The following is a 20,852-nucleotide window of genomic DNA, read 5'->3' on the forward strand; positions in this document are numbered from 1 at the left end:
TCAAACTCTCCATAAAGGGACTTTTGACGGCAGGGTTTCCGAAGAAAATCCCGAAAGTCAAAATGTCCAACTACTTTATTGAAGAGCCCTTAGGCTCAAAAAGTTATTGCTGGTTTGTCTCGCACAGACTCAAAGCCTGCATTCGACTTGTTTCCAATTACGCTCGATGTTCAGTTTTCAAGGAGCAATCGCGTTAGCCCGAAGGCCTTCGCTTTCGCGTCGCTGTCGTAACGGCGACTTGACTAATATATCATATTCGCCTATCCGATTGCAACTGGTAATTTCTAGCTTCGCTTGCCGCCGCATCGTTTCGAAGCTTAGCTTCTCTCAGGCGCGAGACTTAGATTAACATATCCGCCCGAACCGCGTCAATTCCTATTTTCGATTTTATGCATAAAGAATTTGCTGAAGGCCCAGAATAAGCCCGATCCCCGGCACTCCGAGCACCGCGACGGTTCCGATCGTGGCCGGATTCAACGGGATGTACCAGTCGGTGATCCAGCCGGAAAAGTTCAAAGCGTAAATCGCGAACGCCGAAAGAACGAGGTGGGTGCCGAAACGCAAAAACCAGCCTCCGGGCACTTTCCGGCGCAGAAGCAGAAAGGCCAGCGAACAAGAAGAAACGATCAACACGCCAAGCCAAACGATTCTCACGGTCCGACCCCCCGTTTGTCCTCCGCCGTTTTTTCATACGCGCTCCAGAGCTGCTTCGCTTTTTTCAGCAGCATGCTCATCTTTTTCTCGGCGGCCTCCATGGCGAATATCGCATAGTCGACCTCGTCGGCGCCATCCGCCCGGTCGAACCGATAGTTGGCCGCGGCATACTCCCGCTCCGCTTCCCGAATTTGATTCGTCAGCATCGCGATTTCCGCCAATTGGGCCGAGCTTTGCTTCCGTTCCTTTTTTCCCGCCATCCCGATCTCCCCCTGCCGTTCGTTTGGGCCGATGGACAACCCAATATGATAGGTATGCGGGAATCGTTCTTTTTAGAAGCGGCGGCGAAGGTCCGGTTGGACGATTGTTCAGATTCGGATTTTTCCGATTTTTCGGATGGACGGTGCAAGCCGCCGCGCCGCGATCCGTCTCCAATAAAAAAGCAAAACGGCAATTCGGCGCCCGCGCGAACGCGGAGCTCCGTTTGCCGTTTCGTTTCGTTGCGTTCATTCCCGATCGGGCAGCCAAATGTGGCCGTTTCCCCGTTCGGACTCGAGCAGCCTCATCAGCTCCTCCGAAAGCTTGTTCGGCCGGTACGGCTTGACCAGGTAGCCTTTCGCCCCCAGTTCCGCCGCCCGGGCTTCTTCTTCGAACGCGCTGGAGATCAGAATCGGCACGTCTTTCAGGCGATCGTCCCGCTTCATCCGTTCGATGACCTCCAGGCCGCCAATCCCGCTTTTGAACATCAGGTCCAACACAAGCGCATCGGGAGGCGAAATTTCCATCGCCGCAATGGCTTCCTCCCCGCTCGCGAAGGTCGTCACGGCGTACCCGTTGCCCGTCAGCTCCTCGGAAAGCAGCACGGACAAATTTTCGTCGTCCTCCGCAATATAGACCGAGGCCGTTTTTTCCGAATTCTCCGCCGAATATCCCGCCGCTGGCCCGCCGCCCGCAATCGGCAGCAGCAGCGTAAACGTGCTGCCGCGCCCGTATTCCGACGCGACCTGCACATCCCCGCCGTGGATGGCCATTATTTCTTTCACGATGGCAAGGCCAAGCCCCGTGCCCCCGATTTCCCGGCGATCGGTATTGTCTACGCGATAAAATTTTTGAAACAGCATCGGCAGCGCTTCTTCCGGAATGCCGAGTCCTTCGTCGGCGATTTCCACGCGCAGAAAGTCGTCCGCCGCCGCGGCCGAAACGGCGATCGTTCCGCCCTCCGGCGAATATTTTACCGCATTGCCGATAATGTTCATCAGCACTTGCTTGAGCTTGCCCTCGTCCGCCTTCACCTTCGCCCCGCCGGACAAATCTTCGAAGACGAAACGGTGGCGCGGCGCATTGATTTTATGCAGGTCGATCGTTTCGCCGATCAACTTCGCCAAGGACAGCGTCCTGAATTCGTAGGCCATTTTCCCCGATTCCATTCGCTGCAAATCCAGAAAATCGTTGATAAGCGCCGTCAGGCGGTTCGCTTCCTGATGAATGGTATGGATGTACTTCTTCTGCCTTTCCGGCGCAAGCTGCTTGTGAAGAAGCAGTTCCGCGAATCCGAGCACGCTCGCCAGCGGGGTTCTGAGCTCGTGGCTGACCGTGCTGACAAACTCCGATTTGAGCTGGTCGGCTTCGTATTCCCTGGTCACGTCCCGATGAACGAGCAAGGCCCCGAGACGTTTTCGGCCCTGATAAAGGGGTTCGAAATACATATGAATATACCGGCGGACCGGGGACGTCATTTCGTAAAGGAGGTCGAGCTCCTTATCGTCCCGGTTCCGCACGATGCCGTCGATAAAGCGGATGAGCGGTTCCGGGTGCTTGACAAGCGGTTTGACGAGTTCGTAAAAAGCCTCCAGATCCATTTCGAATTCCGGCCGCGCCTCCACGCCGAACATCTGGAACCAATTCGAATTGACCTGGATCGTCGCGCCGTCCCCGTCCAGCATTTGAATCGCTTCCTGAATCGTGTCCAGCATATTTTGCGTCAGCCGTCTCTGATTTTCCGCATGCTCGTACATGTTCAGCTTATCGAGCGACAGCGAAATCTGGATGGCGAACCCTTCCGCCTCGTCGGTTTCTTTCACCGTGAACGTTTTGCCGGACCGGGTCAGCACGATGCAGGCGACGACCGCTCCGTCTCCGTCCAGGATCGGAATATACAAATCGCTCGCCTGCATCGTTTCCGAATGATACCCTCTTTCCCCGAGCGAGGCCGTGCGCTGGACGTGATAAGGAAGCTTCGTCTCCAGCAGGCGGGCAAGATGCCCTTCGTCGCAAGCTCGCAAAAACCGTTCCGCCTCCTCGTTCGAAAGGCCGAACGACGCGTAATCCCGGTTTGCGCCGAGCAGGACGATGATCCCTTTGTCCGCCTCCAAAATTTCGGCCATATGGCGAACGATGCTGCGCAGCATTTCATCCCGGTTAAGCGTAATGGCGAGCGACTGCACGAGCCGGTTGCGCTTTTTCAAATACTTTTCGTTATCCTCCATCCGGAACAGCGCTTCGGTCAGCTCCTCCTGCTGCATCTGCAGCTCGTCCTGCTGCGCCTGAAGCTCCTCGTTTTGGGCGAGAAGCTCCTCCTCCTTGGACTGAATCTGCTGAGTCATCGTTTCCAGCGATCTGGCCAAGCCTCCGATTTCGTCGGAGCGCGACGTGTACGGGAATTTTTCCAGACTGCCGACGTAGAAGCGGTTCGCGATCGCCGAAAGCTTGCTGATCGGCCGGCTGATGTCCTTCGCGGTTTTGAACACGACCAAAAAGGCGATAAGGAGCAGCGCCGCCGAGTAGAGGGCCAGCCGCGGAAACTGCCCCGCAAGATGCCGGTCGAGCATGGCTTGCGCCTGTTCCAGGTCGGCCTGGTTTTTCTGCTGCACCGCGAACGACTCCGAAATGAGGTTGCCGGCTTCGGAATCGAGCGTTTGGCCCGTCAATTCCCGAAGGGATTCGTAATCGTTCTCGTTGGAAAGCTCGAGCGCTTGCGGCAAAATGACATCGAAATAGCTGCGGAAAAACGCGTCGGCGGACTCCACCCACCGGCGGACCTCCGGCTCCAGCCGCAGCTGCCCGAATGCCGCAAGGGTTTCCTCCAGGCCTTCCTTTCCGGCATAGATTTTAGAGTAATCCCGTACGTTCAGGTTAACGAAATATCCTCTCGAGTTATACAAAATGCCATTGATATGCTGCGCCAGCTCGGACACGAGCCTTTGCTGAACGGCCAGTCGGTCGGCCTCGTTCTGGAACTCGTTCATGCTCCGGTTCTCGTCCCAGCTCATGAACGCCAGTCCGCCGAAAAACAGCGTCATCAGCAAAACCATCATGCCCACCAGCCGCCAGGTAATGCTTTTGCGAAAAATTTGCGCCTTATGCCTCATGCAGCATCTCCCCGATTTTGCGGGAAAGCTCCAGAGGACTGAACGGCTTGGACATAAAATCGTTCGCTCCGGCGGCCGAGGTGCGTTCCCGGTCCGCGTTCTGGCTTTTGGCCGACAGCATCAAAATTTTGACGTTCTTCCGTTCCGGCCATTGTCTCACTTGGCGGATGACATCCAGTCCCGAGTATTTCGGCATCATATAATCGAGAATCACAAGGTCGTACTCCGACCGCCTGATTTTGTCCAGCGCCTCCTCCCCGTCGCAAGCGACATCGATTTCGTGGCCGTCGTCCTCAAGCGTGTCGCAGATGAGCATGCGCAGCACCGCTTCGTCTTCGGCGAGCAGCAGTTTAGCCAACTTGAATCCCTGCCTTTTGGATAGAGTTCATCGAATTCGGTCGATCAGCCGCCGGATTCTCGTTTCCAGCTCTTTCATCCGGAACGGTTTCGTCAAATAATCGTCCGCCCCGAGCCGAAGCGCCCGCGCGACATCTTCCTCCCCGGACCTTCCGGTCAGCATAATGACCGAATATTGGTCGGATTCCGGCCGGGAACGGATTCGCTTAAGCACCTCCAGCCCGTCCATGCCGGGCATCATCCCGTCGAGAACGACCAAATAAGGGAGCTTGTCGGCGTGGCGCGGATCCTCCAGAAACGCATTTCCGTCCCGAAATGCCTTCGCGTCGATCTGGACTTCCTTGCCTAACGATTCCTTCAAAAACTCGATCAGCAAAGAACGGATAATGGCGTCGTCGTCGACGACCGCAATATGGAGCTTGCGGTTGTCCCAGGACGCGAAAGCATCGGCGCTCCAGACTTCGGTGCGGTTTCGCCCCCGTTCCTTGGCCTGGTACAAGGCGAAATCCGCCGCTTCGAGCCATCGGTCGAACAGCTCGGGATCGGCATCGGCGATTTCCGCCACTCCGGCGGAAAAGGTCATCCCGGCAAGCTCCTTGCGCAGCCCGAAATCCAGCTTGGCGAATCCGTCGCGCAGCCGATCCACCAGCTTTACCGCCTCGGACTCGCCGGTATGCGGCAGCAGCAGAACAAACTCCTCTCCTCCGAAACGAATGAGGGAATCGAACGACCGGATGTTGGACCGAACGAATTCCGAAAAGCCGGCGAGCACTCTGTCGCCGACAAGATGGCCGAACCGGTCGTTGACTTTTTTGAAGTGATCCAGGTCGATGACCGCGAGCGAGAAATTGGAGGAGGACCGGCTTTTTTCCAAACAGACCCGCCGGTAAGCGTCCGACAAATATTTCCGGTTGTAGGCCCCGGTCAGCTCGTCCACGAAAAGCAGCCGGTCCAAATGCCGTTTGCGCCGCAGCTGTCGTTCCAGTCTGGCCAGCAAATCGTCCATATCGATCGGCTTTTCCAAAAAATCGTCGGCCCCGAACCGAAACGCTTTCAATCTCGTTTCTTTCGCCCGGTCGATGCTGATGACCGTCGTCGGGACGAATTTGAGGCGAAAGCAGCCCTGGAGCGTCTCCATCACTTCGAACCCGTTCTTCTCCGGAATGAGCAAATCGAGAATGAAGCAATCCGGAGCCAGGTCGTGGAAGTAGCGAATGGCCTGGTCCGGGCTGACGGTGGCGACGACAAAATAATGCCTCCGTTCGAGCTCGTCCTTCAAGTACCGCAGGAGCGTGACGTCGTCGTCCAAGACAAGAATGAGGGGCTGCTCCAGCGGGATATCTTTTTCCTTCAGGAAAAAAGCGTCCGAAAACGGCTCCATGCCGTAATTGAACTCGTAGGCGATCTTCATAAGCGGATACAAAAAAGAGCGCAGCTCCTCGGCTTTCCAATGCCCTTTGCCTGCCGCCGCTTCGTCCCACAGGCGTCCGGCCGTTTCCGACAACTCGTTCATGGCGATCGTTCCCGCCGTCCCTTTGACGGAATGGAGAAAGCGATGAAGGTCTTCGCTCGCGATCGCCGTCTCCGATTCGAGCCACGACTCGATTTGACGATGAATGCTTTGAAGCAAGGATTCCTGATATTTTTGCAACAATAACGCCCCCGGGAAGTTCTCATGCTGCCTGCAGCCGTTCGTTCGTTCATGCTTAACGTCATTATATCATCGGGCACAATCTGCCTTTTTGACTAGTAGCTGGTACTGATCCGAAAGGAGGGGAAGACGAGGAAAAAACAAAAAAGCAATGCCGATTCGGCGCTTTGATCAGCCCGCATCGCATTGCTTCTCGATGATGTCCGCCCGGACGCTAGCTCAACTCGCGTCGTCCTTCGAGCGCTTTGGACAAGGTGACTTCGTCGGCGTATTCCAGGTCGCCCCCGACCGGCAGCCCGTGCGCGATGCGCGTCACCTTAATGCCGAACGGCTTCACGAGGCGGGACAAATACATTGCCGTCGCCTCGCCCTCGATATTCGGATTCGTCGCCAGGATCAGCTCCTGCACCCGCTCGTCGCTTAAGCGCCTGAGCAGCTCCGCGATCCGGATATCGTCGGGGCCGACGCCGTCCATCGGCGAAATCGCGCCGTGCAGCACATGATAGAACCCGCCGAACTCCTTCGTCCGTTCCATCGCGACGAGATCCTTGGGCTCCTGAACGACGCAGATGACCGAGGCGTCTCGCGTTTTGTCCGAACAAATCCGGCACGGGTCGGTATCGGTAATATTGCAGCAAATCGAGCAATACGTCAGTTGGCGCTTGACGTTGACAAGCGCTTTGGCAAAGTCGATGGCCTCCTCTTCCTTCATCCGAAGGACGTGAAAAGCCAGCCGGGCGGCCGTTTTGGGGCCGATGCCCGGCAGGCGGGAGAAGGCATCGATAAGCTTGGCGATCGGTTCGGGATAGTACATTAAAACAAGCCTGGAATTTTCATGCCGCCGGTAAACTTGCCCATGTCGGCGTTGGCCAGCTCATCGGCCTTCGCCAGCGCGTCGTTAACCGCCGTCAACACGAGGTCCTGCAGCATTTCGACGTCGTCGGGATCGACCGCTTCCGGCTTGATCTCGATGTTCAATACTTTTTTATGGCCGTTGACGGTGACCGAAACGACTCCGCCGCCCGCGGTGCCCTCGACCGTTTTCGTGCCGAGCTCCTCCTGGGCTTTCATCATTTGCTCTTGCATCTTTTTCACTTGCTTCATCATTTGGTTCATATTGTTCATCGTTCTAACTCCTCCTCAATCGTCTTTGATGACTACCAGCTGGTCGCCGAACAGCTTGAGCGCTTCCTCGACGAGCGGCTCTCCCCCGTCTTCCGGCTCCAGCGTCAGTTCCTCGGGCGCGGCTTCGCCGGAACCTTGCGTTCCCGCCGCAGCCAATGCTTCCTGCCATTCCTTCTGCAGCATGGTCGCAAGTTCCGTCGGCCGTCCGAGCACGGCGGTCAGTACGCTTTCGATCACCTGCCGGTTGGCGGGCTTCTCCGTCGTCTCCCGGTGGATCGAATTGCGAAAGGCGACCAGCACCGTATCCTCAGTATAAGATACGGGCTCTCCGTCGACCAGCCATGCATGTACGGTGACGCGCTCTTCTTTGACCCGCTGGAGCACTTGCGGCCACTTGCCCAGCGCCTGCAGCGTTTCCGGCGCGCCGGCCGCCGCGATGTACGGCTCCAGCCGGATGCGCTTGCGCTGCGGCTTGGCCGCCCCCGCTCCCGCCGCGCCGCCGGGAGCTCCCGCGCCCGCGCGGCCGGCGCCGATGCCGAGGCTGCCGCTCCGGCGGCCTCCGTCCCCGGCGCCCGCGGAACGCGCGCCCCCCGCGGAGCCGGAAACGCCGCCGCCGCGAAGCAGCTCGTCCAGCCGGCGCTCCAGGCCGGCCACCTGCTGCTGCAGCCGCGCCAGCTCGGCCGGCGCCTGCTGCCCTTCGGCGGCGTTTCCTTGCGCCGGCGCCGGAGCTACCGGCGGCCGAGCGGCGCCGCCTTCGGAAAGGGAGCAAAGCTTGAGCAGCGCGATCTCGAACATCGTTTGCGGGTGCGCGGCGTACTTCATTTCCGATTGATAACGGTTCAGCAAATCGATGATCGAAAAAAGCCGTTCCCGCGAAAAGCCCTCCGCCATCTTCCTCAGTTCGCCCGGATCGGCCACTTTCCCCGAGGAAGCCGCCGCATCGGGCGCGATGACCGAAAGCAGCATGTCGCGGAAATAATGCATCAGCTGCTCGAGGCATTTGTCGGCGCTTTTGCCGGCGCGCATCATCTCGTCGATTTCCGTCAGCACGCCGGCGGCGTCGCCGTCCCGCACCGCGGCGGCAAGCCGGGCGAACTGTTCGGAGGGAAGCCCCCCGGTCGCCTCGACCGCGTCGCGAAGCGTTATCCTGCCTTCCGTAAACGATGAAATCTGATCCAGCAGGCTCAGCGCATCCCGCATGCCCCCGTCCGACAGGCGGCAAATGTGGGCAAGCGCGTCGTCGTCCGCTTCGATGCCTTCCTTCCGGCAAATTTCGGCCAGCCGCTCCTGCTGCTCGGCAAGCGACACTCTCCGGAACTCGAAGCGCTGGCAGCGCGAAATGATCGTTGCCGGGAGCCGGTGGGGCTCCGTCGTCGCCAGCATGAACATGACGTGGCCCGGCGGCTCCTCCAGCGTCTTGAGCAGCGCGTTGAACGCCTCGGTCGTGAGCATGTGGACTTCGTCGATAATGTACACTTTGCGGCGCACTTCCGTAGGCGCGTACTTCACCTTGTCGCGGATATCGCGGATTTCCTCGACGCCCCGGTTGGACGCGGCGTCGATTTCGACCACGTCCATGACCGCCCCCGACGAAATCCGGCGGCACGTTTCGCACTCGTTGCACGGCTCGGCCGCGGGGCCCCGCTCGCAGTTGATCGCTTTGGCGAGCAACCGGGCGGCGCTCGTCTTGCCGGTTCCCCGCGGGCCGCTGAATAAATAGGCATGAGACAGGCGGTCTTCCCGAATCGCGTTTTGCAGTGTTTGTACGATATGCTGTTGCCCGACCATGTCCTGAAACGTCTGCGGACGCCAGGCCCGGTACAGCGCAATGTGGGCCATTTCTCGTCGCTCCCGTCAGCAAGAAGCCCGGCGACGGTTCGACAACCGTCTATGTAGAGCTGCCGGGCTTATTGGCGTTTCAACCATTATACATCATGAAACGGAAGCGCTCCACCGCCGGATACCTTCTTGCCTCTGGCAAAAGCGGCCATCGGCAGCGAAACCGTGAACGTCGTCCCCCCGGGGCCCGACTTCACGCCGATTCTCCCTCCGAGCTCGTGCACGATTCGCTGGCAGATGGACAAGCCCAGGCCGGTGCCCTGTTCTTTCGTCGTAAAAAACGGATCGAACACGCGCTCGAGCAGCTCTTCCGCGATCCCCGGCCCGTTGTCCCGGATTTCCACCGACACTTCCCTGCCGCCCGGAAGAGGGCCTCTTTCCTTTATGACCAGCGTCCCCCCGGTGCCCATCGCTTCGATCGCGTTTTTGCCCAAATTCAAAAACACCTGCTTGAGCATTTCTTTATCCGCATAAACGGGCGGCAGATTGTCCGCCGGCTCGTAATTTAAATTCACGTCGTACAAAATCGCGTCGCTGTGCAGCATGGGCAGCATTTCTCCGAACAGCGCGCCCAGATAGACGGGAACGAGGCGCACTTCCTTCGGCTTGCTGAGCAGCAAAAATTCGTTCACGAGCGAATTGACGCGATCCAGCTCGGACAGCACGATGCCGACATACTCCAGCTCCCGATTCATATCCCGTTCGGCAAGCGCCTTGCCCAGCAATTGCATGAAGCCCTTGATGGCCGTCAGCGGGTTGCGGATTTCGTGCGCGGTGCCGGCCGCGACTTGACCGATCATCTTCAAGCGATCGGAGCGGCGCACCTGCTCTTCGAGCTGCATCAAATGCGTCACGTCCTGGAAAAGCAGATAACTTCCGATCGCGGCCCCGCCGTCCCGAAGGGTCCCTCCTTCCAGCGTCAGCTCCCGGCGCCCTTCTCCGTTTCCCCATGTAAATCTCCGATTGCGGAAGGAACGGCCCTCGAGCAGATCCGCCCAAAACGCGGGAGCGAGCGACGGGAGGCCCGCCAGCCAGGTCCAGACGCTTTGCCCGATAATGCCCTTGCGTTCCCCCCCGAACACGGAACAGACCATCGGGCTGATTTCCAAAATGCGAAACCCGGAATCGCACAAAACGACGCCGGTATGGTCGTCCTCCAAAATCCGTTCCGCAAATTTGTAAATGTAAATATCCCGTCCCGATGCCGCCGGATCCCGATGCGCCGAATCGCCGTTCAAGCCCGAATTCACCATCGTTCGCCACCACCTTACCGCTGGTCTAATGTCGCCTAAAGGCGTCCTTCCCGGCTACCGCAAGCGAAATAAAAAAACACCCCGCGCAGTACATGCCTACGCCAAGGTGTTGTGTCATCTCCAAACGGAGAAAGATTCGGTTGTGTCGATTAGGACCGTGCACCTGTCCTCGATCATGGCCATCCAGCCGTACATGCCGCCGCCGCTCCCCCGAAGCGACCCTCCAACACAAGAACGTGACCACTTACGGCTGCTTCCTTCCGGACCTGACCGGGTTCATGGGCGTCCCTTGCGGAGGACTCCGGGATCAACGCGACAAGCGACATGTCGGAACTGCGTAACCACACCTCAAACAGGAATTCAACCTCGCTACAGCGGATTGCGAGTTACAGGGCACCGCTACCTCCCCGTCTAGCACGGCATCACTTAGTATAACGGTTTCCGTCCTCAAGCGCAACCTGAGGGAACGATTCCCTGTCAGACGAAGCCTTGGAACGGACGATTATCTCGCCGATTGAACGTGCACATTATAGCGGGGAAAATTGAACCGCAAGACGGACGCCGCCTGCCGCTCCACCGTCGCCACCTCGCGCTGCTGCAGACCGGGCGCCAGCTTGATCGTAACGTAAGCGTCGGCCCCGTTGAACGTAATGTTCGACCCCGCCACGCCCGGCACGTTGCGGATCGCGTCCCGCATCAAATTGGCATCGTTTTTGTAGCCCAGCGCCATGTGCCGGCCCGGAATTTTCGGATACGAACTCGTTCTTCCCATATACCCGTCTTCGGCATAGCTCTGCGGCTCGATCGAAGTGTTCCCGGTTCCCCGGTTGGCGCAGCCGGTCAGGACGAGACACGCGGAAAGGGCCGCGGCGGCCAGCCATATCGTCATCGCTTTATGTTGTCGCATGAAAAAACCTCCCTTATGCGTAGGATGCATAGGGAGGTATGAGACTATACGGAGTTTCTTACAGTCCGTATTTTTTCTTGAATTTGTCAACACGACCGCCGGCATCGACAAACTTCTGTTTGCCCGTAAAGAACGGGTGGCATGCCGAGCATATTTCGACGCGCAGATTCGGCCGGATGGAACCGGTCTCGAACGTATTCCCGCAAGCGCAGGTAGCGGTCGTCACATGATATTGCGGATGGATGCTTTGCTTCAAGACGTTCACCTCTTTCCGCCCTGAACCGCAGTGCGGGTCCAGAGTAATAGACAGACAAGCGAAGTATACCACCTTAGGCGGTTAAAAACAAGAAAATGTTTGCCGGGCGAGTCCCGGCAAACCCGGCGCGAGCCGGGACGGGCTCCGTCAGCGGACGCCCGCCGGCGGGACGTGCGTGTACGAACCGACGACCACGCCCGGCAGCTCCTCGCGAAAAATGTCGAGCAGCGTCTTCATCCCGTAAACTTCGCCCCGCGCTTTCGGGATGAGCGACAGATAGGCGTCAGGATCGATGTTGAGGTTGCGCATCTGAATGAGCTTCAAGCCGGTGCGCCGGACGAATTCGATCATCGCCTCAATCTCTTCTTCCCGGTCCGTCACCCCGGGGAACACGAGGTAGTTGATCGACGTGTAAACGCCCTTGTCGGCGGCGTAGCGCAGCGACTTTTCGACGTTGGCCAGCGTATAGCCGCGGGGCTTGTAGTACGCGTTGTAGTGCTCGTCGAGCGCGCTGATCGTGCTGACCCGCATCAGGTCGAGCCCGGCGTCGGTAATCGCCCGCAAATGATCGGTCAGTCCCGCATTCGTGTTGATGTTGATATAACCGTTCGACGTCTGAGCGCGCACGCGCTTGATCGCTTCGACGATCGTTTTCGCCTGTGTCGACGGCTCGCCTTCGCAGCCTTGGCCGAAGCTGATGATCGCGTTCGGCGCTTTCAGGTGCTCCAGCATGATGTCGACGACCTCATCCGTCGTCGGCTTGAATTGCAGCCGCGTTTGGGGGGCGGGAAAGCCGCTGTCGTCCGGCTGCTCGGAAATGCAGCCGAAGCAGCCGGCGTTGCAGGCGAACGACACGGGAACCGCTCCCTCCAGCCGCTGCAAAAACGTATTGGAAGCCGTCAGGCATTCGTATTCGAGCGCGCAGTGGGACAGGTGCTGATAGAGCCGGTTTTCCGGGTAGGCGGAAAGCAGCCGGTCCACCTTCAGCTCCAGCTCGCGGCGGTCGCAATTTTCCGGATTCCAGGGCTCGGGATCGTCCGTTTGGCCGGCGGCCACGTAAAACTCCCCGTCCTTCCAGACGACGGCGGTGTAGCCGAACAAGGGCAGAAGCTGCTCTTTGTCCGTTTTCGTGTAGCCCGGCACGTAATAGCGGGTATAGCCTTGCGGCAGCAGCGCGCCGACCGCCTGGCAGCCCGGAGCCATCGCGACCATCTCGCCCGTGCGCGGATTCATGCCGACCGCCCGGGTGTACGGCAAGCCGACAAGCGTCGCGCCGGGAGGCAGCGGAATGAGCTCCTCGTCGAACAGCTCGACGAGGCGGTCGCCGCTGCGGGCGATCCCGAGCAGCTCGGGATGATCGTACACCTGGCCCTGTTCGTCTGCGTAAACCAGTTGCATGTTCGTACCTTCTTTCAAAACGTCCCGTTATTCCTTCGTCGTGCTCTTGGCGGAACGGCGGGTCGTGGAAGTCGTTCTTTTGGCGGGCTTCGTCTCCGCAGGTTCGGACGCGTTGGCCGGCTCCGCCGCGTTCGTTTCCGCGGCCGGTTCGGCTTTGGCGGAACGGGTGCGGGAGGAAGCCTTTTTGGCGGTTGTCTTTTCCGCCGTTTTGGCGGACGCCGTCTCGGCTTTTGCCTTGGTCGCGGCGCTCGTCGCTTCCGCGGCCGGCTCGGCTGCGGCGGAAGACGCGGGCTCGCCGGACGATTCGGCCGCCGTCGGTTCCGCTTTCGCGGCGGCGGACGCCTTCGCGCGCGTTCCGGCGCGCGTCGTCGTCGAGCGGCCGGACGCGGCCTTCGGGGCCCGGCCCGTGCCGGCAGCCGCCGGCGCTTGGTCGGCGTCGTCTGCCGCGGGGCGGCCGGCTTGCCCGGCCGGTTCGGCCGCGGCTTCGGCGCGGGCCGCCGCTGTGGCCGCCGGCGCTGCCGGAACGGCCGGCTCGGGCGCTGCGGCCGCCCGCGGAGCGGCGGACGGCTCCGTGCCCGGAGCCGGCGCGGCCCGCTCGGCCGAGCTTGCCGCCGCAGCCGTGCCGGCAGCCGTCGGCGCAGCCGAAGCCGCCATCGGCGTTGTCGCCGCCGGAGTCGGCTGCGCCGGCGAAGCCGTTCTCGCCGCGCCGGACGTCGCTTGCGGCGCCGGGGAAGCCGAAGCGCCGTTCGAAGCCGGCGCCGGATTCGGCGGCCCCGCGTGATACGCGCCGAGCGGACGGTTGGACGCCCCCGTCGTCAGCCGGGCGCCCTGGGCGGAGCCTCCCGCGCCTTGGCCGGAAGGCCGCGCGGACGAAGATGGGCTCGAGCCGTACGGCCGGCTGGACGTCGAATACCCGTTGCGGGTCTGCTGCATCGTTCTGCCGTTTTGCGGCCTCATCGAGGCCGAGGAGGCCGAACCGCCGGCGGACGACGACGGGTAGCCGGAGCCGCCGCCCGGCGTGCCGTTGCCGCCGTTCGAGCCGCCGCCACCGCCGCCGGAGCTTCCCGGACGCGACGAGCTGCCCCCGACGTCCAGCGACGCCAAAAATTCCTCGTTCGTTTTCGACTGGGCGAACTTGCGCAAAAATTGATCGACGAACTCCGGAGAGTCGTTCATGTTTTTCCGAACGGCCCACGCTTTGTCCAGCTCATCCGGCGTCAGCAGCAAATCCTCGCGCCGCGTCCCCGAACGGCGGATATCAAGCGCCGGAAAAATCCGTCTTTCCGCCAGCTTGCGGTCCAGGTGCAGCTCCATGTTGCCCGTGCCCTTGAACTCTTCGTAAATGATGTCGTCCATGCGCGAGCCGGTATCGATGAGCGCGGTCGCCAAAATCGTCAGGCTGCCGCCTTCCTCGACGTTTCGGGCCGCTCCGAAAAACCGCTTCGGACGATGAAACGCCGCCGGATCGATACCGCCGGACAACGTGCGTCCCGACGGCGGAATGACTAGGTTGTAGGCGCGCGCAAGACGCGTAATGCTGTCCAGCAAAATGACGACGTCGCGCTTGTGCTCGACAAGCCGCAAAGCCCGCTCCAGCACGAGTTCCGCCACTTTAATATGATGTTCCGGCACCTCGTCGAACGTCGACGCGACGACTTCGCCCCTTACGGAACGCTGCATATCCGTCACTTCTTCCGGCCGCTCGTCGATCAGCAGCACGAACAGATCGATGTCCGGCCGGCTGATCGAAACGCTGTTGGCGATTTCCTTGAGCAGCAGCGTCTTGCCGGCTTTCGGAGGCGCCACGATCAGGCCGCGCTGGCCGAGGCCGACAGGCGCCAGGAAATCCATGATTCGGGTGGAAAGACGATTGGGTGCCGTTTCGAGAACGAGTTTCTTGTTAGGGAAAAGTGGGGTTAAAGCGGGAAAATGGAGGCGTTCCGCTGCGGTCTCGGGGGATTCTCCGTTGACGGCGTTGACCTGCAGCAAGCCGAAGTAGCGTTCGCTCTCCTTCGGGGCGCGGCATTTGCCGGATACGAGATCTCCCGTTCGCAAATCGAATTTGCGAATTTGCGAAGCCGAAATGTAAATGTCCTCCGCACTGGGCAAGTAATTGATCGGCCGCAAAAATCCGTATCCTTCGGGCAGAACTTCAAGCACGCCCTCCATGAACAGATTGCCGCTTCGCTCCGCCTGCGCCCGCAGGATCGCGATGATCAGCTCGTTTTTTCTCATTTGATTGTAATTGGCGATCTGGTGGTACTTGGCCAGCTTGTAAAGCTGGGGCAAACTTTGGTTTTCCAAATCCGCCATCATGAAATCGGTCAATAATATCCCCTCTTTGCGATCCGAATATCGGCGATCCCCGGGTGCCGGGGATCAGCCTTCGCGCCAAATTTCGGCGCCCAAATTACTGAAAAGTTGAACAAGGTTTTCATAGCCCCGGTCGATGTACTCCACTCCCGTGATTTCCGAAACGCCCTCGTCAACCGTCAACGCCGCGATTACGAGCGCGGCTCCCGCCCGCAAATCGGCCGCCCGGACTTTGGCCGCGTTCAGCTTGCCGCCCTCGATGATGGCGGAACGGCCTTCGACGCGAATCTGGGCGCCCATTCTCATAAGCTCGGGAACATGCTTGAAACGGTTGCTGTACACGTAATCGGACAAAATGCTCACGCCGCTCGCTTGCGTAAGCAGGCTCGTCATCGGCGATTGCAAGTCGGTCGCGAACCCGGGGTATACGAGCGCCTTCACGTCGATGGCCTCGTATTTCGGCTGTCCGACGACCCGGATGGCTTCGTCCATCTCCTGGACGCGAACGCCCATCTCCTGCAGCTTCGCCGTCAAAGCTTCAAGATGCTTGGGAATGATGTTATCGATAAGGACATCTCCGCGCGTGGCGGCGGCGGCGATCATGTACGTTCCCGCTTGGATGCGGTCGGGGATGATCGAATGACGGCAGCCATGCAGGCTGTCGACGCCTTCGATCCGAATCGTTTCGGTGCCGGCGCCTTTGATTTTGGCGCCCATGGCGTTCAGCAGCGTCGCGACGTCGATGATTTCCGGCTCCTTGGCCGCGTTCTCGATCACCGTCGAGCCCTTGGCCCGGGAAGCGGCCAGCATGATGTTGATGGTAGCGCCGACACTCACGACGTCCAAATATATTTTCGCCCCGCGGAGTTCTTTGGCTCGAATGCGGACGGCGCCATGTTCGTTGGTTACGACGGCCCCCAGCGCTTCAAATCCTTTGATATGCTGGTCGATGGGACGGGGCTCGAAGTTGCAGCCTCCCGGCAAGCCGATCGTGGCTTCGCCGAAGCGGCCGAGCAGCGCTCCCATCAAATAATACGAGGCCCGAAGCATCTTTACCTGTCCGTTCGGCATCGGAACCGATTTCAGATCGGACGGATCGATGCGCATCATATCGCTCGTCCAGGTTACTTTCGCTCCGAGCTCCTGCAGCAATTCGATATAAATATTCACATCGCTGAGATGCGGAAGATTGTCAAGGCGCACTTCGGACTCCGCCAATATGGCGGCGGGAAGAAGCGCGATCGCGCTGTTCTTGGCGCCGCTGATGCTAACCGTGCCTTTCAGCGGTCGGCCTCCGCGTATCATCAATTTCTCCATGAATGCATGGTCCTCCTAGTATGCTGCTCCATGCACCGAAGCCGAATGCGGCTCCAATACAAACAATGAAGGAAAGGGAAAACGCCGCGCGACGTTTTCCCGTTGATCTGAAGATAGTACCGCACCTGGAGGCATGTCCGACGATTCGGTCCGCGCCGCAGGCTGAAATCGGCCTTAGGCCTGGTTGCTGCTGCCGAACAGACGGATTTTTTCTTTGACGACTTCTTTCATCGCCGTGCGGGCAGGCGTGAGATACTTGCGGGGGTCGATGATTTTTTCGTCTTTGCCGAGCACTTCGCGAATGACCTTCGTGCAGGCGACTTGGTTTTCGGTGTTGACGTTGATTTTGCCTACGCCGTATTGGATCGCTTGGCGAATGAGATCGTCCGGAACGCCGGAGCCGCCGTGAAGAACGATCGGGACCGGGATTTTGGAAGTGACGGCTTCGATGATATCATAGTGAATTTTCACTTCGCCCTTGTACATGCCGTGCGCCGTGCCGACGGCGATCGCCAGCGCGTCGACGCCCGTTTCTTCGTAGAAACGAATCGCTTCTTCCGGTTTCGCCAGTGCCGCATCCGCCTCGTCGACGCTGATGTCGTCCTCGACGCCGCCGATCGTTCCGAGCTCGCCTTCGACCGATACGCCCATAGCGTGCGCCGCTTTGACGATTTCTTTCGTCAGCTTGATGTTCTCTTCGTACGGATGGTGGGAACCATCGAACATGACGGAAGAGAAGCCGGCGCGGATACATTGCATCGCCACGTCGAAGCTGCTGCCGTGGTCAAGGTGAAGCGCGATCGGCAGGCCCGATTTCTTGGCGGCGGCTTCCGCGATCGCCACCGTGTATTCGATCCCCATATATTTCAGGGCGCCTTCGCTGACGCCGAAAATAAAGGGGGATTTTTCTTCCATTGCCGCTTCCGTGATCGCTTGCGCGAACTCCAGGTTGTTCATGTTGAACTGGCCTACGGCGAAACGGTTCGCTTTGGCCTTCGGCAAAAACTCATTCATTGAAACCAATGGCATAATGGTATTCCTCCTGCTCCTTAAATGGTCCGCTCTGCACGCGACCTTCATACTGCGCTATTATACCACAAATAGTCTTGGTATAGTAAACGGGTCGGCAGCCGCTTCGAGATGAGAATCCGTTCATGTAGCGGTCGCGAACCGTGGAGAAGGCCCTTCCTCGGACAGTTGCAAATTGACGGCAACCCGCAACTCGTCGATATCGAACGGCTTCGTAAAATGCATCAGAGCGCCCAGTTCGGTCGCCTCCTTGATCATGTCGAGCTCGCCGTACGTGGTCATCATGATCACTTTGATGTCGCGGTTCATTTCCTTTATTTTCTTCAAAATCTCCAGGCCGTCCATGCCCGGAATTTTCATATCGAGCAAAACGAGATCCGGCGCATGCAGACGTACGATTTCCAGCGCGGCACGACCGTTTGCGGCTTGAAACGTCTCATATCCTTCCGTGCTAAACACTTCCAGAAGCAAAATCCGAATGCCGACCTGGTCGTCAACGATCAGCAGTTTCTTCCTTGTCATCGTTTTCATCGCCTCCGCTTCTGACGTCCATATGTAACCCGTATTCGAGATAGGTGCAAGGAAATCCTTCTTATCCTATGGAAAAAAGTGAGAGACGCCCCGGCGGTGCCGGAGCGCCTCTTCCTTTAGTTGCCGGAATGGCGGAGGGCGGCGCGAACGAAATCGCGGAACAAAGGCTGAGGACGGTTCGGTCTCGACGTGAATTCGGGATGGAACTGAACGGCCAAAAACCACGGATGCTCCGGCAGCTCGATCATCTCGACCAGACGGCCGTCCGGCGAAGTCCCGGAAATGCGCAGGCCCGCCTCTTCGATGCGTTCGCGGTATTCGTTGTTGAATTCGTAACGATGGCGATGGCGCTCGTAAACGAGCTCGTCCCCGTAGCAGCGCGCGGCGAGGCTGCCCGGCACGAGCTTGCACGGATACAGGCCGAGCCGCATCGTGCCGCCCAGGTCCTCGATGTCCTTCTGCTCGGGCAGCAGGTCGATGACCGGATACGGCGTCGCCGGATGGATTTCCGAACTGTTGGCGTTGTCCAGGCCGGCCATATTGCGGGCGAACTCGACGACCGCAACCTGCATGCCGAGACAGATGCCGAAGAAGGGCACGCCTTTCTCGCGGGCGTAGCGGATGGCGACGATTTTGCCTTCGATGCCGCGGTCGCCGAAGCCCCCGGGCACGAGCACGCCGTTGACGCCGGCGAGCTGCTCCTCCACGTTGTCCGGCGTAAGCTCCTCGGCGTTCACCCAGCGGATGTTCACTTCGGCATCCGCGTCGAAGCCGGCATGGGCGAGCGATTCGACAATGCTCAAATAAGCGTCGTGAAGCGCGACGTATTTGCCGACAATGGCGATTTCCGTCGTTTTGGACAACGATTTGACCCGGCGGACGAGCGCTTCCCATTCCGTCATGTCCGGCACGGGAGCCGCGGCCGTCAGGCCGAGATGCTTGACGACGTAGTCGTCGAGCCCTTCGTCGCGCAGCATGAGCGGAACTTCGTACAGCGTGGAAGCGTCGCGGCATTCGACGACCGCGTTCGCGTCGATATCGCAGAACAAGGCGATCTTGCGCTTCATGTCGTCGGCCAGCGGATACTCGGTGCGGCAGACGATGACGTTCGGCTGGATGCCGATGCTGCGCAGCTCCTTGACGCTGTGCTGGGTCGGCTTCGTCTTCACTTCCCCGGCCGCTTTAATGTAGGGAATGAGGGTAACGTGAATGTACATCACGTTTTCGCGGCCGATGTCGCTTTTGATCTGGCGGATCGCTTCCAGAAACGGCAAGCTCTCGATGTCGCCTACGGTGCCGCCGATCTCGGTAATGACGACGTCGGACCCCGTCTCGCGGCCCGCGCGGAACACGCGATCCTTGATTTCGTTCGTGATGTGCGGAATGACTTGGACGGTGCCGCCCAAATACTCCCCGCGCCGTTCCTTGCTGATGACCGTGGAGTAGATTTTGCCGGTCGTCACGTTGCTGTTCTTGGACAAATTGATGTCGATAAAACGCTCGTAGTGTCCGAGATCGAGATCGGTTTCCGCTCCGTCGTCGGTCACGAACACCTCGCCGTGCTGATAAGGGCTCATCGTGCCCGGGTCCACATTGATATAAGGGTCGAATTTTTGGATCGTCACCTTAAGTCCGCGGTTTTTCAGCAACCGGCCAAGCGATGCGGCGGTAATCCCCTTGCCGAGCGACGATACGACGCCGCCGGTAACAAAAATGTATTTGGTCACTCTTTGCAAACCTCCCACCCCATGCTCGTCGGCATTATCTTTAGCATAACCGCAATCGTCGATTGCAAATTAGACACCCTTTTTACGCCGGACATGAGGCGAGGTTAAGCTGCGATTTCATGCCCGACAAAACAAAAAAGTGACACCCATAATAATGGGGGCACTTTTTAATCGATTCACCTATGGAAAAGCACGGTTCTAAAGCCCAAGCCTAAGTTTACCGTCTAAAGGATATGGTGTCAAGCCTCGCGCGGCCTCAAGCCCGGGCTTCCGAATGTCCGGTCCGCAACCGTCCGGAAAGGCGGTCAGTCGCGCTCGTCCTCATCGTCCGGATCGAGATCGTCGTCGTCCAGCTCTTCTTCCGCTTCCTCTTCCAGCTCGCCTTCAAGCTCGGGGTCTTCCTCTTCCTCGATCTCGACTTCCTCGTCGATTTCGGCGGCTTCTTCGCCTTCGTCGAAAATTTCTTCCCGTTCTTCGTCGAACAGGTCGTAATTTTCGTCGTCGGCCGCCACCACTTCTTCCTCGTCCTCGCCGTACAGATCCTCGTCGTCCAGATCGTCGTCGTCGTTGATGATCCGCGGGCGCTTGCCGCTTCCGGTCACCGCCTCGTCGGCCTTCTCGACCGGATACCAGCGCTTAAGGCCCCACACGTTGTTGCCGACGCAGGCGAAGCGCCCGTCGATGTTGATCTCGGTGTACACGTGCACGATCAAATCGTTGATTTGCTCTTCGGTGAACCCTCTCAATTTGGCGATTTCGTTCATCAAGTCCCGATAGTAAAAGGGAGTGTTCGCCGCCTTTAAAACCTCGAACGCAAGATCCACCATCGGCAGCTCGCGAATTTTTTCTTCATTTAGCTTCAGGACGTATTCCGCGCTCACGCTGCACCTCATCCTCTCTTTATATTAAGCGATTGTATGCTTCAATCCCGGTTGGTTTCAGGTGTCACCCATTAGTTAACCGCATTTCCTATAAAAATGCAAGCGCCGAAAAAGCGAAGGCATGCCGGGCCGGCTGCGCCTTCGCTTTTCGACTGTATCCCTCCGGCCGCTTCCCATGCAAAGCGGCGCGATGGAGAACCCGCAAGGGTTCTCCATCCATCGTATGGCCGCCGGCCGATATTGACA

At 59.1% G+C, this 20,852-nt stretch carries 17 protein-coding genes, 1 other RNA gene and 1 pseudogene; all 19 read right to left on the bottom strand.

Features of this window, described 5'->3' with window-relative positions; all coding sequences use genetic code 11:
• Positions 1–387: 387 nt before the first annotated feature.
• Complete coding sequence (locus B7E11_RS01635) at positions 388–654, bottom strand: pro-sigmaK processing inhibitor BofA family protein (RefSeq protein WP_080831905.1); 267 nt, start codon at positions 652–654, stop codon at positions 388–390.
• Complete coding sequence (locus B7E11_RS01640; protein ID WP_080831906.1) at positions 651–914, bottom strand: hypothetical protein; 264 nt, start codon at positions 912–914, stop codon at positions 651–653. The genes B7E11_RS01635 and B7E11_RS01640 overlap by 4 nt, the downstream gene beginning before the upstream one ends.
• Before the next feature lie 246 nt (positions 915–1,160).
• Complete coding sequence (locus B7E11_RS01645) at positions 1,161–4,022, bottom strand: ATP-binding protein (protein WP_080831907.1); 2,862 nt, start codon at positions 4,020–4,022, stop codon at positions 1,161–1,163.
• Complete coding sequence (locus B7E11_RS01650; RefSeq protein ID WP_080831908.1) at positions 4,012–4,380, bottom strand: response regulator; 369 nt, start codon at positions 4,378–4,380, stop codon at positions 4,012–4,014. The genes B7E11_RS01645 and B7E11_RS01650 overlap by 11 nt, the downstream gene beginning before the upstream one ends.
• 27 nt (positions 4,381–4,407) lie before the next feature.
• Complete coding sequence (locus tag B7E11_RS01655; protein WP_080831909.1) at positions 4,408–6,030, bottom strand: response regulator; 1,623 nt, start codon at positions 6,028–6,030, stop codon at positions 4,408–4,410.
• 214 nt (positions 6,031–6,244) lie between these two features.
• Positions 6,245–6,844: a recombination mediator RecR gene (gene recR / locus B7E11_RS01660; protein WP_080831910.1), complete on the bottom strand. Its 600-nt coding sequence runs from the start codon at positions 6,842–6,844 to the stop codon at positions 6,245–6,247.
• Positions 6,844–7,155, bottom strand: coding sequence for a YbaB/EbfC family nucleoid-associated protein (locus tag B7E11_RS01665; protein WP_080831911.1), 312 nt, complete (start codon positions 7,153–7,155; stop codon positions 6,844–6,846). Before B7E11_RS01665 ends, recR begins: the two co-directional genes overlap by 1 nt.
• A gap of 15 nt (positions 7,156–7,170) precedes the next feature.
• Positions 7,171–8,994 (bottom strand): DNA polymerase III subunit gamma/tau, encoded by a 1,824-nt coding sequence (gene dnaX, locus B7E11_RS01670; RefSeq protein WP_080831912.1) that lies wholly within the window; start codon positions 8,992–8,994, stop codon positions 7,171–7,173.
• Positions 8,995–9,080: 86 nt separating this feature from the next.
• Positions 9,081–10,247 (bottom strand): two-component system sensor histidine kinase NtrB, encoded by a 1,167-nt coding sequence (locus tag B7E11_RS01675; RefSeq protein WP_080831913.1) that lies wholly within the window; start codon positions 10,245–10,247, stop codon positions 9,081–9,083.
• Positions 10,248–10,402: 155 nt separating this feature from the next.
• An RNA gene (gene ffs, locus B7E11_RS01680) (signal recognition particle sRNA large type) lies at positions 10,403–10,667 on the bottom strand.
• Between the two features lie 82 nt (positions 10,668–10,749).
• Positions 10,750–11,154 carry a hypothetical protein gene (locus B7E11_RS01685; RefSeq protein ID WP_080831914.1) on the bottom strand — a complete coding sequence of 135 codons (405 nt, stop codon included), beginning with the start codon at positions 11,152–11,154 and terminating at the stop codon, positions 10,750–10,752.
• A 58-nt stretch (positions 11,155–11,212) separates the two neighbouring features.
• On the bottom strand, positions 11,213–11,410 hold the full coding sequence (gene rpmE / locus B7E11_RS01690; RefSeq protein ID WP_080831915.1) for a 50S ribosomal protein L31: 198 nt from the start codon (positions 11,408–11,410) through the stop codon (positions 11,213–11,215).
• A gap of 147 nt (positions 11,411–11,557) precedes the next feature.
• Positions 11,558–12,808 carry a radical SAM family protein gene (locus B7E11_RS01695; RefSeq protein WP_080831916.1) on the bottom strand — a complete coding sequence of 417 codons (1,251 nt, stop codon included), beginning with the start codon at positions 12,806–12,808 and terminating at the stop codon, positions 11,558–11,560.
• Between the two features lie 999 nt (positions 12,809–13,807).
• Positions 13,808–15,124 (bottom strand): annotated as a pseudogene (gene rho / locus B7E11_RS01700) (transcription termination factor Rho); the annotation flags it as partial.
• A gap of 63 nt (positions 15,125–15,187) precedes the next feature.
• Positions 15,188–16,438, bottom strand: a complete 1,251-nt coding sequence (locus B7E11_RS01705; RefSeq protein WP_080831917.1) for a UDP-N-acetylglucosamine 1-carboxyvinyltransferase — start codon at positions 16,436–16,438, stop codon at positions 15,188–15,190.
• A gap of 174 nt (positions 16,439–16,612) precedes the next feature.
• The gene (gene fba / locus B7E11_RS01710) at positions 16,613–17,467 is read right to left on the bottom strand and encodes a class II fructose-1,6-bisphosphate aldolase (RefSeq protein WP_080831918.1); all 855 of its coding nucleotides are present in this window, start codon (positions 17,465–17,467) and stop codon (positions 16,613–16,615) included.
• Between the two features lie 123 nt (positions 17,468–17,590).
• Entirely contained in the window at positions 17,591–17,989 is a 399-nt protein-coding gene (locus B7E11_RS01715; RefSeq protein WP_176220570.1) for a response regulator, read from the bottom strand.
• A gap of 125 nt (positions 17,990–18,114) precedes the next feature.
• A complete protein-coding gene (locus tag B7E11_RS01720) occupies positions 18,115–19,725 on the bottom strand; it encodes a CTP synthase (protein ID WP_080831920.1) in 1,611 nt (536 codons plus the stop codon).
• Positions 19,726–20,030: 305 nt separating this feature from the next.
• Positions 20,031–20,606 (bottom strand): DNA-directed RNA polymerase subunit delta, encoded by a 576-nt coding sequence (gene rpoE / locus B7E11_RS01725; RefSeq protein WP_080831921.1) that lies wholly within the window; start codon positions 20,604–20,606, stop codon positions 20,031–20,033.
• Positions 20,607–20,852 lie beyond the last annotated feature (246 nt).

The sequence above is a fragment of the Cohnella massiliensis genome (assembly GCF_900169535.1).
Lineage (GTDB): Bacteria > Bacillota > Bacilli > Paenibacillales > Paenibacillaceae > Cohnella > Cohnella algarum.

Coding starts and splice junctions, on each gene's coding strand:
- B7E11_RS01705 (WP_080831917.1), bottom strand. CDS start 16,438: ATGGAGAAATTGATGATACGCGGAGGCCGACCGCTGAAAGGCACGGTT.
- B7E11_RS01715 (WP_176220570.1), bottom strand. CDS start 17,989: ATGACAAGGAAGAAACTGCTGATCGTTGACGACCAGGTCGGCATTCGG.
- recR (WP_080831910.1), bottom strand. CDS start 6,844: ATGTACTATCCCGAACCGATCGCCAAGCTTATCGATGCCTTCTCCCGC.
- B7E11_RS01665 (WP_080831911.1), bottom strand. CDS start 7,155: ATGAACAATATGAACCAAATGATGAAGCAAGTGAAAAAGATGCAAGAG.
- B7E11_RS01695 (WP_080831916.1), bottom strand. CDS start 12,808: ATGCAACTGGTTTACGCAGACGAACAGGGCCAGGTGTACGATCATCCC.
- B7E11_RS01675 (WP_080831913.1), bottom strand. CDS start 10,247: ATGGTGAATTCGGGCTTGAACGGCGATTCGGCGCATCGGGATCCGGCG.
- B7E11_RS01685 (WP_080831914.1), bottom strand. CDS start 11,154: ATGCGACAACATAAAGCGATGACGATATGGCTGGCCGCCGCGGCCCTT.
- B7E11_RS01640 (WP_080831906.1), bottom strand. CDS start 914: ATGGCGGGAAAAAAGGAACGGAAGCAAAGCTCGGCCCAATTGGCGGAA.
- B7E11_RS01645 (WP_080831907.1), bottom strand. CDS start 4,022: ATGAGGCATAAGGCGCAAATTTTTCGCAAAAGCATTACCTGGCGGCTG.
- fba (WP_080831918.1), bottom strand. CDS start 17,467: ATGCCATTGGTTTCAATGAATGAGTTTTTGCCGAAGGCCAAAGCGAAC.
- dnaX (WP_080831912.1), bottom strand. CDS start 8,994: ATGGCCCACATTGCGCTGTACCGGGCCTGGCGTCCGCAGACGTTTCAG.